At 67.7% G+C, this 14014-nt stretch carries 9 protein-coding genes and 1 pseudogene; 3 read left to right on the forward strand and 7 right to left on the reverse strand.

Annotated features, from left to right (window positions below; translation table 11 throughout):
- Positions 1-248 (forward strand): annotated as a pseudogene (locus ABD225_RS02500) (hypothetical protein); the annotation flags it as partial.
- A 234-nt stretch (positions 249-482) separates the two neighbouring features.
- On the opposite strand, the gene ABD225_RS02505 reads toward ABD225_RS02500, so the two are convergent.
- The 3 genes from ABD225_RS02505 to ABD225_RS02515 form a co-directional block, all read right to left on the reverse strand.
- The gene (locus ABD225_RS02505) at positions 483-3416 is read right to left on the reverse strand and encodes a vitamin B12-dependent ribonucleotide reductase (RefSeq protein ID WP_344080786.1); all 2934 of its coding nucleotides are present in this window, start codon (positions 3414-3416) and stop codon (positions 483-485) included.
- An 86-nt stretch (positions 3417-3502) separates the two neighbouring features.
- A complete protein-coding gene (gene nrdR / locus ABD225_RS02510) occupies positions 3503-3982 on the reverse strand; it encodes a transcriptional regulator NrdR (protein WP_344080789.1) in 480 nt (159 codons plus the stop codon).
- Between the two features lie 207 nt (positions 3983-4189).
- The gene (locus ABD225_RS02515) at positions 4190-4468 is read right to left on the reverse strand and encodes a LysM peptidoglycan-binding domain-containing protein (protein ID WP_344080792.1); all 279 of its coding nucleotides are present in this window, start codon (positions 4466-4468) and stop codon (positions 4190-4192) included.
- Between the two features lie 380 nt (positions 4469-4848).
- Here ABD225_RS02515 and lexA point away from each other — a divergent pair, with 380 nt between their 5' ends.
- Complete coding sequence (gene lexA, locus ABD225_RS02520; protein ID WP_344080795.1) at positions 4849-5577, forward strand: transcriptional repressor LexA; 729 nt, start codon at positions 4849-4851, stop codon at positions 5575-5577.
- Positions 5578-5628: 51 nt separating this feature from the next.
- On the opposite strand, the gene ABD225_RS02525 is transcribed toward lexA, so the two are convergent.
- Positions 5629-6501: an NAD-dependent protein deacetylase gene (locus ABD225_RS02525; protein ID WP_344080797.1), complete on the reverse strand. Its 873-nt coding sequence runs from the start codon at positions 6499-6501 to the stop codon at positions 5629-5631.
- A 66-nt stretch (positions 6502-6567) separates the two neighbouring features.
- On the opposite strand from ABD225_RS02525, the gene ABD225_RS02530 reads away from it, so the two are divergent.
- The gene (locus ABD225_RS02530; RefSeq protein ID WP_344080800.1) at positions 6568-7551 is read left to right on the forward strand and encodes a LysR family transcriptional regulator; all 984 of its coding nucleotides are present in this window, start codon (positions 6568-6570) and stop codon (positions 7549-7551) included.
- Here the strand turns inward: ABD225_RS02530 and ABD225_RS02535 are convergent.
- The 3 genes from ABD225_RS02535 to leuS all read right to left on the reverse strand — a co-directional run bounded on the left by ABD225_RS02535 (position 7542) and on the right by leuS (position 13846).
- On the reverse strand, positions 7542-9956 hold the full coding sequence (locus ABD225_RS02535; RefSeq protein WP_344080803.1) for a ComEC/Rec2 family competence protein: 2415 nt from the start codon (positions 9954-9956) through the stop codon (positions 7542-7544). The genes ABD225_RS02530 and ABD225_RS02535 overlap by 10 nt on opposite strands.
- Positions 9957-9958: 2 nt before the next feature.
- Positions 9959-10768 (reverse strand): helix-hairpin-helix domain-containing protein, encoded by an 810-nt coding sequence (locus ABD225_RS02540; RefSeq protein ID WP_344080806.1) that lies wholly within the window; start codon positions 10766-10768, stop codon positions 9959-9961.
- 192 nt (positions 10769-10960) lie between these two features.
- Positions 10961-13846 carry a leucine--tRNA ligase gene (leuS, locus tag ABD225_RS02545; protein WP_344080809.1) on the reverse strand — a complete coding sequence of 962 codons (2886 nt, stop codon included), beginning with the start codon at positions 13844-13846 and terminating at the stop codon, positions 10961-10963.
- Positions 13847-14014 lie beyond the last annotated feature (168 nt).

Below are 14014 nucleotides of genomic sequence, written 5' to 3' on the forward strand. Positions count from 1 at the left end.
CCCCTGCTCGCCTCCTCAGCCCGAGACGACGATCAACCCCACGCCATCAGCCCATCGGTGGATCGAGGATTAGCCCGGACTATGTCGTGCGGGTCAATCGCCGTCTTCTTAGAGAAGTCGACGGTCCCATGCTGAAGCATGGCCTGCAAGAAATGGACGGCCGGACTCTGCACGTGCCGGTCAAAGGCAGCGACCAGCCCGACCGCGACCGACTCGATCAACGCTTCCAGGGCTTCCTCAGCGCCTGAGCGGGCCTGACTGCTACTCCGAGGCCGCGGCCGAGCGCGCACCTCTCCGCGGAGCGCTCATATCGCAGCGGAGCGCTGCTATACCTATGCTCCGCCACGAATTCAGCGCTCCACCGCTAACTCAGCGCTTCCTCGGTGCTCGACGAGCCGCTTCCCACCAACGGGCAACCGCACGAAAAGGGACCGGTCGTCGTCGACGACCGGCCCCATTCGTTGCCTACCTGATTCGGCTACTCAGCTGCAGCCGGAGGTGGAGCCACAGCCTTCGCAGACGTAGCAGGAGCCGGCGGGACGCATCTTGGTGCCGCAGGTCATGCACATCGGGGCGTCGGCGGCCTTGCTGTTGCCGAACTTCGCGAGCAGGTCGGCCGAGCTGTGGACGTCCGCGCTGACCTCGCGGGCCGAGGCGGCGCCGGCGCCGGAGTGGACCTGGGAGGCGTCGAGGCGGTGCACGCCCGCCTGCTCCGGGGTCTGCTTGGCCTCGGCGGTCTTCTTCGGGGCGGAGCTGCCGATGCCCTGGGCCATCGACTCCAACTCCTCCTCGAGTTCCTCGTTCGACTCCTCGGCCGGGGCATACGAGCCGGTCTCGAGCTGACGGGCGCGCTCGTCGGCGGTGTGGATGCCGTAGTAGGAGCGGGTCTCGAAGTCGAGGTGGTCGAGCGCGAGGCGGCGGAAGACGTAGTCCATGAGGGACTGCGCCATGCGCACATCCGGGTCGTCCGTCATACCGGCCGGCTCGAAGCGCATGTTCGTGAACTTCTCGACGAAGGTCTCCAGCGGCACGCCATACTGCAGCGCGACGGAGGTGACGATCGAGAAGGCGTCCATGACGCCCGCGAGCGTCGAGCCCTGCTTGCCGAACTTGAGGAAGACCTCGCCGAGGCGACCATCTTCATACGTCCCGGCCGTGAGGTAGCCCTCAGCGCCACCGACCGCGAACGACGTGGTCTGCGAGGTCCGGCGCTTCGGCAGGCGCTCGCGGGTGGGGCGGTAGACGACCTTCTCGACGACGGGGGCAGCAGCGGGCGCGGCCGCGGCGGCTTCCTTGTCCTTGGCGGTCGACCCGGCGTCGGACAGCGGCTGGCCGACCTTGCAGTTGTCGCGGTAGACGGCCAGCGCCTTCAGACCGAGCTTCCAGCCCTGGACATAGACGTCCTCGATCTCCTCGACCGTGGCGGTCTCGGGCAGGTTGACGGTCTTGGAGATGGCGCCGGACAGGAACGGCTGCGTGGCCGCCATCATCCGCACGTGCCCCATCGGGGAGATGGCGCGCTCGCCCATCGCGGTGTCGAAGACTTCGTAGTGATCGGTCTTCAGGCCGGGGGCGCCGACGACGTGCCCCTTGTCCGCGATGTACTCGACGATCGCCTCGATGGTCTCGCCGGTGTAGCCGAGCTTCTTCAGCGCGCGCGGGATGGTCAGGTTGACGATCTGCATCGAGCCACCGCCGACGAGCTTCTTGAACTTCACCAAGGAGAAGTCCGGCTCAATGCCCGTGGTGTCGCAATCCATCATGAAGCCGATGGTCCCGGTCGGGGCCAGCACCGAGGCCTGCGCGTTGCGGTAGCCATTCTTCTCGCCGAGCTTGATGACGTCATCCCACGCCTTCGTCGCGAGCTTGTGAATGTCGGCGTCCATCGTGTGGCGCGTGCGCACGACATCATTGGCCGCCTGGTGCTTGCGCATGACGCGCTTGTGCGCGTCCGCATTGCGGGCGTACCCGGCATACGGGCCAACGACGCCGGCGAGCTCCGCGGAGCGCTTGTATGCCGCCCCGGTCAGCAGCGAGGTGATGCTCGCCGCGAGCGCGCGGCCGCCCTCGCTGTCATACCCATGACCGGTCGCCATCAGGAGGGCGCCGAGGTTGGCGTAGCCGATGCCGAGCTGGCGGTAGTCGACGGTGGTCTTGCCGATGGACTCGGTCGGGAAGTCGGCGAAGCAGATGGAGATGTCCATCGCCGTGATGACCAGCTCGACGACCTTCTGGAAGGTCGCGGCATCGAAGGTGTCGTCGTCCTTGAGGAACTTCAGCAGGTTCAGCGACGCCAGGTTGCAGGAGGAGTTGTCGAGCGACATGTACTCGCTGCACGGGTTGGACGCGGTGATCCGGCCGGTCTCGGGGTTGGTGTGCCAGTCGTTGATCGTGTCGTCGTACTGGATGCCCGGGTCGGCGCACTCCCACGCAGCCTCGGAGATCTTGCGCATCAAGTCGCGCGCGTCGACCTCCTCGATGACCGAGCCATCCTTGCGCGAGGTCAGACCGAAGGAGGTGCCCTCCTCGACCGCGCGCATGAAGGTGTCGGTGACGCGGACCGAGTTGTTGGCGTTTTGGTACTGGACCGAGACGATGTCTCGCCCGCCGAGGTCCATGTCGAAGCCGGCATCGCGCAGCGCGCGGATCTTGTCCTCTTCGCGGGCCTTGGTCTCCACGAACTCATAGATGTCCGGGTGGTCGACATCGAGGACGACCATCTTGGCGGCGCGGCGGGTGGCGCCACCGGACTTGATGGTGCCAGCGGAGGCGTCGGCGCCACGCATGAAGGAGACCGGGCCGGAGGCGGTGCCCCCGGAGGAGAGCAGTTCCTTGCTAGAGCGGATGCGCGAGAGGTTCAGGCCAGCGCCGGAGCCGCCCTTGAAGATGAAGCCCTCTTCCTTGTACCAGTTGAGGATGCTGTCCATCGAGTCGTCGACGGAGAGGATGAAGCAGGCGCTGACCTGCTGCGGGCTCGGGGTGCCGACGTTGAACCACACCGGGGAGTTGAACGAGAAGACCTGGTGCAGCAGGGCGTGCGTGAGTTCGTGCTCGAAGATCTCGGCGTCTTCGTCGCTCGCGAAATATCCGTGCTCCTTGCCGGCCTTGGTGTAGGTCAGCACGACGCGGTCGATGAGCTGGCGCAGGCTGTGCTCGCGCGCCTCGGTGCCGACGGCGCCACGGAAGTACTTGGTCGTGACGATCGTCGAAGCGTTGACCGACCAGAACTCGGGGAACTCCACGCCCTTCTGGTCGAAGATGACCTCGCCGGTCTTCCAGTTGGTCTGGTTGATGTCGCGCTTCTCCCAGGTGACCGCGTCATAGGGGTGGACGCCGGCGGTGGTGTAGATGCGTTGCATCGTCAGGCCCTTGGCCTTTCCGGAACGGGCGGCACTGGGACGGGCGGTCTCCGTCATGGATCTCTCTCCTGGGTGGTGTGGTGATGCGTATGTCGTGTGGTCACCGGGCACCGGCCGCGCGTCGCGACCGGCGCCCGGGAGTCCTATGGGGCGCCGATCAGCGGATCGTCGACCGGGCTGCGTTCGGCCCGCAGCAGCGTGATCGCCGCCTCGAAGTCCTCCAAGGAGTCAAAAGCCTGGTAGACGCTCGCGAAGCGAAGGTAGGCGACCTCGTCGAGGTCGCGCAGCGGCCCGAGGATGGCCATCCCCACGTCGTGGGCATCGACCTCGGCATTGCCGGCGGAGCGCACGCTCTCTTCGACCCGTTGGGCCAGCAGCGCCAGGTCGTCTTCGGAGACCGGGCGGCCTTGGCAGGCCTTCCGGACGCCGGCGAGGACCTTGGCTCGGCTGAACGGTTCGGAGACGCCGGAACGCTTGACGACTGTCAGCCCGGCCGTCTCGATCGTGGTGAACCGGCGATTGCAGTCCGGGCACTGGCGGCGCCGACGGATCTGCGCCCCGTCGTCACTGGTGCGCGAATCCACCACGCGCGAGTCGGTGTGGCGGCAGAAAGGACAGTGCACGACCACTCCGATCTACGCGACTTTGGGGATGACACCGGGGACAAGATGGGGACAACCTGTGGGTAACAACGCTGCGGATGTGCACTAGATGTGGACGAACTACATGCGTGTAACCACTAGATGTAGGACTCTACGGAGAAAGTAGCCACTACGTCAACCCTTTGGGTCCACCGGCGTGGCGGCGTCCCACCAGCCATCAACGAGGTCTCAGCGCGCCGGAATGACGAGCCGCTGACCAGCAAGAAGGCGGTCGCTGGAGAGCCCATTGGCCACCTGGATCGCCGAGATGGCGTTGACGATCCCGCGCTCGGGCAGATAGGCCTGTGCCAGGCCGGAGAGGGTCTGCCCGGACTGGACGACGACGACCCGCTCCCCGCTTCCCGCGGGGGCCGCCGCACCGGGCCCCGCGGCATACGCAAGGGCCAGGCCCGCACAGAGCGCGACCGCAGCAAAGAGGGTGATCGACAGTCGACCGAGGCGGGTCAAGCGGAAACCAGTAGCCTCTGGACGCATCGGCCGTGACGGGGCCACCCGCGCTGGCGCAGCGGTCGGCACCAGGCGAAGGTGGCCACGGGAGCGCCCACCACGAGTTCCCACGAGGCGCCCTGCCTCGACACCATCCCAAGCGATTGCTGCGCTCATATCCCTATCTCCCTTCGGCGTGTCTATCGAATGTTCGTTCGATAGAACGGTTGTACGATGTCTAGCACGATCCGAGCCCGAGGAGCAAGACACGCTCGTACAGATGTTTGATCTGAACGCGTCGACCCCCTAGGCTCAAGGTCATGGCAGAAAGCCTGACAGGGGGCACTGACAGCCCCTCTGAGCAGGGAAAATGCGATCTACGAAAGGGACGGAAGGCAGCGATGAGCACAGAGGATGGCAGCGGCCAGGTCCATTCACTGCCCGAACGCGACGGCGGCGAGGCCCTGACGGTGCGGCAGCGACGCGTCCTTGAGGTGATCCGCAACAGCATCGACCGGCGCGGCTACCCCCCGAGCATCCGTGAGATCGGCGAAGCCGTCGGCCTGGTTTCTCCTAGTTCTGTTGCTCATCAGTTGCACGCCCTGGAACGCAAGGGCTACCTCCGGCGCGACCCGCACCGCCCGCGCGCGATTGAGGTCGTCTCGCCGGACGCCCCCAAAGCCCGGGGCTACCGGCCCGGGGACCACGTGGAGGAGCAATTCATCGACGAAACCGGTTCGGGCGACGCTCGGCCCGAGGCGTCATATGTCCCGGTGCTCGGCCGGATTGCGGCCGGCGTGCCGATCACCGCAGAGGAGGTCGTCGAGGACGTCTTCCCGTTGCCGCGGCAGATCGTCGGCGAGGGATCGCTCTTCCTGCTCAAGGTCGTCGGTGACTCGATGATCGACGCCGCGATCTGCGATGGGGACTGGGTCGTCGTGCGGCAGCAGCCCACCGCCGACAATGGCGATATCGTCGCCGCGCTCTTGGACAACGAGGCGACGGTGAAGACGTTCAAGCGCAAGGACGGCAAGGTGTGGCTGATGCCGCACAACACCGCCTTCTCCCCCATTGACGGTGACCACGCGACGATCCTGGGCAAGGTCACTGCCGTCCTGCGGCGCGTCTGATTCAGACACGCGGGCGCACCCCGCGGGGTGCGCCCGCGTGCCGTCGGTGCCTTAGGCCAGGGCCGTAACCTCGGACGCCACGGCGTGCAGCAGCGGCGAGATGTCGGCGTCGATCCGCAGGGTGGCGAGGTCATCGCCGCGGGTCGGTCCCTTGGTGACGATAGCGATTGGTTTGCCTTGTGCCGCAGCCCTTTTGACGAAACGCAAGCCGCTCATCACCATCAGCGAAGAACCAATCACGAGCAAGCCGGACGCCGCATCCGTCAACTCGAAGCAGTGCGCGACGCGCTCCGGCGGCACGCTGGCTCCGAAGAAGACGACATCGGGCTTGAGCCGGTCGCCGCGGCATACCAGACAGCGGGGACTGCGGAATCCCTCGATGAGTTCGGGGGCGAGCACGACATCGCCGTCCGGGCGGATCTGCGCCGAGACCCGCGATCCACCGCCGGGATCGCGGTCGATGCCGTCGGCCGCCTGCGGGTTGGCCTCGGCGAGCCAGGCCTGGATCTGCTCGCGCGGATAGCGGGCCGAGCAATCCAGACAGATGACGTCGGCCAGCCGGCCGTGCAGGTCCACGACATCGCGCGCGCCGGCCACCTGATGGAGCAGGTCGACATTCTGGGTGATGACCGTGCCGACCCGGCCGTCGGACTGCAGGGCGGCAACGGCCCGGTGCCCCGGATTGGGGCGAGCGGCGGCGAAACGTAACCACCCGGCATACGACCGGGCCCAATAGCGTTGCCGCGCAGCCGCACTGGAGACGAACTCCTGATGCGACATCGGGGTCACCCGGCGCGTTCCATCCGGGCCGCGGTAGTCCGGGATACCGGAATCAGTGCTGATGCCCGCGCCGGTCAAGACCAGCGGCGGCCCGGAGCCGAGGTATGCCGCGAGTTGCGCGACATGGGTGGGCGACGCGGACACCCCGTCAGTATGCCGTGCCTCACGTCGTCCTCGGGCTGGCCTATAACGCTGCGTTATGGTGGCCCGGTGATCGATGCTGCCGGGCTCCGCGTGATGCGGGCCATCGCCGACGAGGGCAGCTTCACCTCCGCTGCGGCGTCGCTGGGCTATTCGCAGCCCGCGATCTCGCAGATGGTTCGGCGCCTGGAACAGCGGGTTGGCACGCCCTTGGTCGATCGCGTTGGACGCACCGTCCGGCTGACCGAAGCCGGGCACGCCCTCGCCCGGCACGCCGGGACCGTGCTTGCGGCGCTGGACGCCGCCGAGGAGGAGGTAGCGGCGCTCGCGGGTCTGCGGGCCGGACGCGTGCGCCTGTCGGCTTTCCCGTCGGCCTCCGCGACCTTGGTGCCGAAGGCCTTGGCCCTGGTGCGGGATCGCTTTCCCGGGGTGTCAATGACCTTCACGGAGGCCGAGCCGCCCGAGTCGCTCGCGGCGCTGCGCGCCGGCGAGTGTGATCTGGCCGTGGCCTTCACCTATGCCGGCACCGATGTGGCCCGCGGCGAGGAAGATCTCGACATCTTCGTGACTCGGCATCTGCTCGACGACGAAGTGCTTGTCGCGCTGCCCACCGACCATGCGCTGGCCAGCTTGGACGAGCCGGTGCCCCTGCGCGCCCTGGCCGACGCCGCCTGGATCGCCGGCTGCCCGCGGTGCCGCGGGCATCTGCTCGATCTCGCCGGGCGGGCCGGGTTCACACCTGCGGTGAGCTTCGAGACCGAGGACTATGTCGCCGTTCAGGGCTTGGTGGCCGCGGGGTTGGGCGTTGCCCTGATTCCCGACTTGATCGCGCGCACCGCTTTCAATCCGGATGTCGTGATCCGTCCGGTTATCCCCGCGTCGCGGCGCGAGATTGTGGCGGTGACAACCGCCGACCTGCAGCATGTTCCGGCCGTAGCGGCCGCCCTTGAGGCCTTGACCGATGTCGCCGGTTCGCCGGATCTGCTGCCGACCTTCCCCGCCGTCGCCGCCGATCGTGTCGACTCCGAAGCAGTCCTCGACTATCACCTGTGAGTGGTGCGGGTGAGCACGTGCTCGCCCTCGACCCAGACGGCGATATCTCCCGAGAGATCGGTGCGCAGGACGGTGCTTCCCAGATTTGCCTCAAGCTCGAGTAGTCGCGGTGACGGGTGACCGTAATCGTTGTCGGCACCGACGCTGATCAGCGTCAGCGGCGCCGCCGCCATGGCAATGAGCGCCGGGTCGATATTGGCCGAGCCGTGGTGCGCCGCCTTGACGACATCAAAATGCGGGTGTGCTGCAGGGCTTTTCGCCAGCGAGGCTCGCAACGCGGCGCCGGCTTCCTTCTCGATATCGCCCGTGAGCAGGGCGTCGAGATCCCCGCTGTGGGCACTCACCACGATGCTTGCATTGTTCGGGATGGAGCCCGCGATGATCCGCCGAACCGGCGCGAGCACCCGCAGCCGTAGCGGTCCCATCGCGAACTCCTGCCCCAACACTGCTTCCCGGATGGGTATGCCGCGCGCGCCCGCGAGCCGGTGCACAGCGGCAACCCGATCGGCGGGTTCGGCGACCGGCGAGACAACGATGGCTGCGGTAGATCGACCCCGCAACGCCCCAGCGAGACCGTCGACATGGTCGGCGTGGAAGTGGGTCAGCACAACGAGATCGAGCACGCGCACGCCAAGGCGTCGCAGGCAGCGGTCGACCGCGCGCGGCTCAGGTCCGGCATCGACAAGCACCGCATGGCCGGGCGTGGTCGCCAGGACGAGCGCATCCCCTTGGCCGACATCGCAGGCCACCAGTTGCCACGGACCGGGCGGCCACGCCATGGAACCCACCGGGAGGGTCACTCCGAGCACGAGCGTCAAAGCCACCACTGCGGGCCCAGGGTGGGCGTGAGCTTCATACGCGATGCGCCGGCTGCCGAGCAGCCCCGCGATGGTGAGTGCAGCCAATAGCGCTGCGCCCCAGGCTCCTTCGGGCCATCCCACACTGGCCCACGGCACAGCGGCGGCGCGATGCGCGACCTCCGCAATGGCGAGGGCAGGGGCGCCCGGGAGCCACGCCAGCGGCCCGGTGGGCAGCCCGACGCTGGACAGCACCGCCAGCACCAGCCCTGCGATGGTCACGGGTGCGACCAGCGGTGCGGCCAGGATGTTCGCGGGCACCCCGACGACGCTGACTTTGCCTTGGAGGATGACCACGATCGGCGCCGTCGCCAACTGCGCCACCATCGGCACCACCAGAGCAGCAGCGACGACCGGCGAACGGCCGGGAAGCCGTTTCGCTAGGGCGGCGGCCCACGGCGCCGCGAAGAGCACAAGCCCGAGGGTGGCGAGCACCGAGAGCGCGAAGCCCGCATTGCGCGCCAGCCAGGGGTCGACCATCAGCAGCAGGGCGATCGCGGCGGCCAGGGCGGGCGCCCCGGCCGCCCGTGTGGACCGCAAGACGGCGAGGACGCCGATCGATCCCATCACCGCAGCGCGGATGACGCTGGGCTCGGGGCGCGTCACGATGACGAAGGCGATGACCACGGCGAGCAGGCACGCCGGCCGGCCGCGACGCGGCACGCCCACCAGGGCAAGCATTGGCAGCACCGCGACAAGCAGCAAACTCACGTTTGCGCCACTCACGGCTGAAAGATGAGCCAATCCGGCATCACGCATGTCGTCCGTGAGTTCGGGCGGTGAGCGCGAGGTGTCGCCGAAGACCATCGCCGGCACTAGTCCGGCGGCATCCGCAGGCAAGTCGGCGACTGCGTGCCCGAGCCGCTCCCGAACGTATGCGGACCACCCAACCACGCGCGGCGGCCCACCTCGCAGGCTCGGCGCCGCGAGCGGTTTCCCGACTGCCAGGATGGGCTCCGCGCGGTCCGCTGGGCGCAACCGCATCAGCACCGAGATCGGTTGCTGCCAGGTCAGGCCGGCGAACCGTTGATCGCCGACGACGAGGATCTGGGCAGCTTCGCGAGTTGTGACACCACGTGCCGTCATGGATTCAACTTTGAGCCGCAAGACATTTCGGCCGTTCCCGATGTCAATCGGCTCGCCAACAACCCGACCCTCGATGCGCCCGACCGCCTGAACACGCGCAAGATCGTCGACCTGGCCGGCCCGGCGCTGAGCGTCGGCGGCCCCGGCGGCGAGCAACGTCATACCCATGACGCAGAGGCACAAAGCCGCCCACAGAGCGGGGCGGTGTCCGCGCCGATGGCGTGGCCGACCCCACCAAGCCAATGCACTACCCAACGCGAGCAGACCGAGCGCGGCCACGCATCTCTCGCGTGCCCCGGTGCCCAGCGTCGCCGCGGCCAACGCCCAGGCCGACAGTGCGGGAGCCAGCAGTCGCAGATCCACCCGACGCTTGGGCGAGGTGCGCTTGGGCGCCGGACGGACTCGCCACACGTGCCCGTTGTCGTCGACGACGACGCGGCGATCGCGGGTCCGGGAGAGCACGTTCAGAGCACAACCAAGGGGGTGAGTTGGGCCAGGAGCTTCTCGCCGATGCCGCTGACTTCACCGAGTTGGTCGATGCTGGCGAACTTCCCATTCTGCGCTCGCCAGTCCAGAATCCGTTGCGCCAGAACAGGTCCGACGCCGGGCAAACTGTCGAGGGCGGACAGGTCGGCCGTGTTGAGCGACACTTTGGCGCTCGCGCCGGGCGACGATGCACCCCCTGTCGGGCCAACCGCGCCAGGCACGTCCTCACCCGGTTTCGGGACCCGCACCTGCTCACCGTCCACGACGGGTCTCGCGAGATTGACGGCGGCGAGATCGGCTTTCGACCCAGCCCCACCGGCCGCCTCGATGGCGTCGAGCACCCGGGCTCCGGCCGGAACGCGCACCACTCCCGGTGAGCGAACCTGGCCAACGACATGCACCAGGACCGTCGCCAACGAGCCGCTATCCGTTGCGGATGGCCGCGCAGATCCTCCCCCATCCCCCGTCGCAACAGCACCAGGAGCCCCCGTCGAGGACGTCGACGCCAGCGGCGCGATCGGCTGCGCCCCGGCCTCGGCCCGAGCTACCCGTAGCCCGAGGATCGCGCCCGCAATCAGCGAGGCAACGAGGAAGGCCAGGACCACCGGGTGGGGCACCGCCGTGAAGCGCTCGCGCAGCCCCAAGGGCATCGACACGACCGGCGGCCGCGAGTGCCGACCAGCTGGCACCCCCACGAGGTCGTCAGCCCCCGGATCGTCCTCGGGTAGCGCCTCGCGCAGGATCGCCCGCAGGCGCTGCGCCGGATCTTCGCGGTGGCCAAATGTCATGTCCCCCAACGTAAGAATGACATCGGCCAGCCACCAGGGGTCGCCAAAATCCGTGGATAACCCCGATCAGCCGCCCGAGCCTGTGGACAAACATGCCCACACTCAGTTGCCCAGCGAGCCACGCCGAGAGTCAGGACGAACAAGAGGCCGCCGTCGAGTCGGCGACTTAGCCGACGGCCAACCGGGGACGACCTACAACGGCACGACGTTGACCAGCTTCGGCGCGCGCACGATGACCGTCCGCACGCCACCGGCAATCGCCTCGGCGATCCGCGGCCGCGCGAGCGCCAGCTCGCGCAGCTCGTCTTCGGAGATCGACGGCGAGACCTCGATCCGGTCGCGCACTTTGCCCTTGATCTGCAGGACGCAGGTGACCGTCTCGTCGACGAGTAAGGCCGGGTCGGCCACCGGGAAGGTCTCTCGCACAAGGGATTCCGGGTGCCCCAGCCGCGCCCACAACTCCTCGGCGATATGCGGAGCCATCGGCGCCACCATCAGCACCAGCTTCTCAGCCGCCTCGCGCGGCACCGTCTCTAGCCGCGTCAACGCGTTGTTGAACTCCGTCAACCGCGCGATCGCGGTGTTGAAGGACAAGCCCGCATAGTCACCGCCCACCGCATCGATCGCCTTGTGCAGCGCTCGCTCCGTGGCCGCATCCATGGGCGCGTCAACCACGCGCAAAGCACCCGTCTCTTCGTCAATCACGTTGCGCCACACGCGTTGCAGGAAGCGCTGGCTGCCGACGATCGCCCGGGTCTCCCACGGCTTCGACTGATCCAGCGGCCCCATGCCCATCTCGTAGAGGCGGAAGGTGTCGGCGCCATACTGTGCATACATGTCATCGGGCGTGACGATGTTCTTCAGAGACTTGCCCATCTTGCCGTACTCCCGGAAGACGGGCTCGCCCTGCCACGACCAGGTCAGTTCGCCATCGGCGCCCGCGTGCTCCTGCACCTCAGCGGCCGGGACCGTCTGCCCGCGACCGTCGCGGAAGGCATAGGCCTGGATATAGCCCTGGTTGTAGAGCCGCCGGAAAGGCTCCTCCGACGAGACGTGGCCCAGGTCGAAGAGCACCTTGTGCCAGAAACGGGCATACAACAAGTGCAGCACCGCGTGCTCGACCCCACCGACATACAACCCGACCCCACCGACATCGCGCGAACCTGCCGGCGCACCGGCAACGGCGCTCTCGCGCGGCCCCATCCAGTAGTCCTCGTTCCCCGGCGCCACGAAAGCCTCTTCGTTGCGCGGATCGAGATAACGCAGCTCATACCAACAGGACCCGGCCCACTGCGGCATGACATTGAGCTCGCGACGATAGGTCTTCACACCGTCGCCGAGGTCGAGCTCAACGCTCGTCCACTCGGTCGCCCGCGCGAGCGGCGGCACCGGCTCGGAGATGTCGTCATCGGGATCCAGCGCCTGCGGCCGGTAGTCGTCGACCTCCGGCAACTGCACGGGCAGCATCGACTCCGGCAGCCCGATGGCGTGACCGGACTCGTCATACACGATTGGGAACGGCTCGCCCCAGTAGCGCTGGCGAGAGAAGAGCCAATCGCGCAGCTTGTAGGTCGTCGTGCCCTCGCCGATCCCCTTGGCCTCAAGCCAGGCGATCATCTCGGCTTTCGCCTCGGCAATTCCCTTGCCGTTCAAGGAGATTTCGTCGTTGGCGCTGTTGATCGCCGGGCCTTCGCCGGTGAAGGCGGTCGACTCGTCGTGGCCCTCGCCCGGCTGCACGGTCCGCACAATCGGCAGGTCATAGGTGATCGCGAAGTCCCAGTCGCGCTGGTCCTGCGCGGGCACGGCCATGATCGCGCCGGTGCCATAACCCATCAGCACGTAGTCCGCGACGAAGACCGGAATCCGCTCCCCATTGGTCGGGTTGATCGCGAAGCCGCCGGTGAAGACGCCGGTCTTGCCCTTGCCTTCCGCCTGCCGCTCCAGATCCGTCTTGCCCGCTGCCGCGGAGGCGTATGCCGTGACTGCCGCCCTCGGAGAGGCCGCACCTCCCGTCCAGGCCGGCTTCGTGCCCTCCGGCCAATCCCCCTCGGGGACAAGTGTTTCCAGCAACGGATGCTCGGGCGCCAGCACCATGAAGGTCGCACCGAAGAGCGTGTCTGGGCGGGTTGTGAAGACATCGATGCCCTCGTCGGAGCCCGCGATCGGGAAGCGAACCTGCGCCCCCCGGCTGCGACCGATCCAGTTGCGCTGCATCAGCTTGACCTTCTCCGGCCAGTCCAGCCGGTCCAGGTCGTCCAGCAGCCGGTCGGAATAGGTCGTGATCCGCATCATCCACTGGCGCATATTGCGGCGGAAGACCGGGAAGTTGCCGATATCGCTGCGGCCGTCGGCGGTGACCTCCTCATTGGCCAGCACCGTGCCCAGCCCGGGGCACCAGTTGACAGGGGCCTGCGAGACATACGCCAGTCGGTGATCGTCGATGACGGTCGCGCGCTCGGCGTCGCTCAACTCGGCCCAGTCCCGTCCGCCGGGCACCTCCCGCTCGCCCGCCGCGAAGGCCGAGATCAGCTCGGCGATCGGACGTGCCTTCCCGCGCCCGGCATCGGCGTCGGCGTCGAACCAGGAGTTGAAGATCTGCAAGAAGATCCACTGCGTCCAGCGATAGAACTCCGGGTCCGTCGTGGCGACCGAACGACGGTCGTCGTGGCCCAGGCCCAGGCGCCGCAACTGCCGGCGCATCGTGGCGATATTGTCCTCTGTCGTCTTGCGCGGGTGCTGGCCGGTCTGCACGGCATACTGCTCCGCCGGCAGGCCGAAGGCGTCATAACCCAGCGCGTGCAGGACGTTCTTGCCGAGCATCCGCTGGTAGCGGGCATAAACATCGGTGGCGATATAGCCCAGCGGGTGGCCGACGTGCAGGCCAGCGCCACTGGGATACGGGAACATGTCGAGCACGAAGAGCGGTCCGCCGCTCAGCTCGGCCACGGCCTGCGGGTCGGCGAGCGAACCGGTCGGGTTGGGGGCGTGATAGGTGCCCTCCTCCTCCCAGCGGTCCTGCCAGGCGACCTCGATCTCCTGGGCCAGCTCGGGCGTATAGCGGTGCGGCGTCTCGCTCATCGACTCTCTCGTCATCATTCGGTGGTGCTGCTCAGGCATCAAAAAACCCCTCCGGACACGAAGGGGTATGCCGCGGTGACGTCCTCTCGGTCGCGTCAGCGCGGCTGACTAAGCAGCAACGACCCTGCCATGCCCTCAAGGCTACCTCAGGCTGGCAGGGTCGCTGGG

The organism is Nostocoides veronense, from assembly GCF_039531185.1.
In the GTDB taxonomy this organism is placed as follows: domain Bacteria; phylum Actinomycetota; class Actinomycetes; order Actinomycetales; family Dermatophilaceae; genus Nostocoides_A; species Nostocoides_A veronense.

Excerpts from the sequence above, each read along its gene's own strand:
- ABD225_RS02505 (WP_344080786.1), bottom strand. The coding sequence starts at position 3,416 with ATGACGGAGACCGCCCGTCCCAGTGCCGCCCGTTCCGGAAAGGCCAAG.
- lexA (WP_344080795.1), top strand. The coding sequence starts at position 4,849 with ATGAGCACAGAGGATGGCAGCGGCCAGGTCCATTCACTGCCCGAACGC.
- ABD225_RS02540 (WP_344080806.1), bottom strand. The coding sequence starts at position 10,768 with ATGACATTTGGCCACCGCGAAGATCCGGCGCAGCGCCTGCGGGCGATC.
- leuS (WP_344080809.1), bottom strand. The coding sequence starts at position 13,846 with ATGAGCGAGACGCCGCACCGCTATACGCCCGAGCTGGCCCAGGAGATC.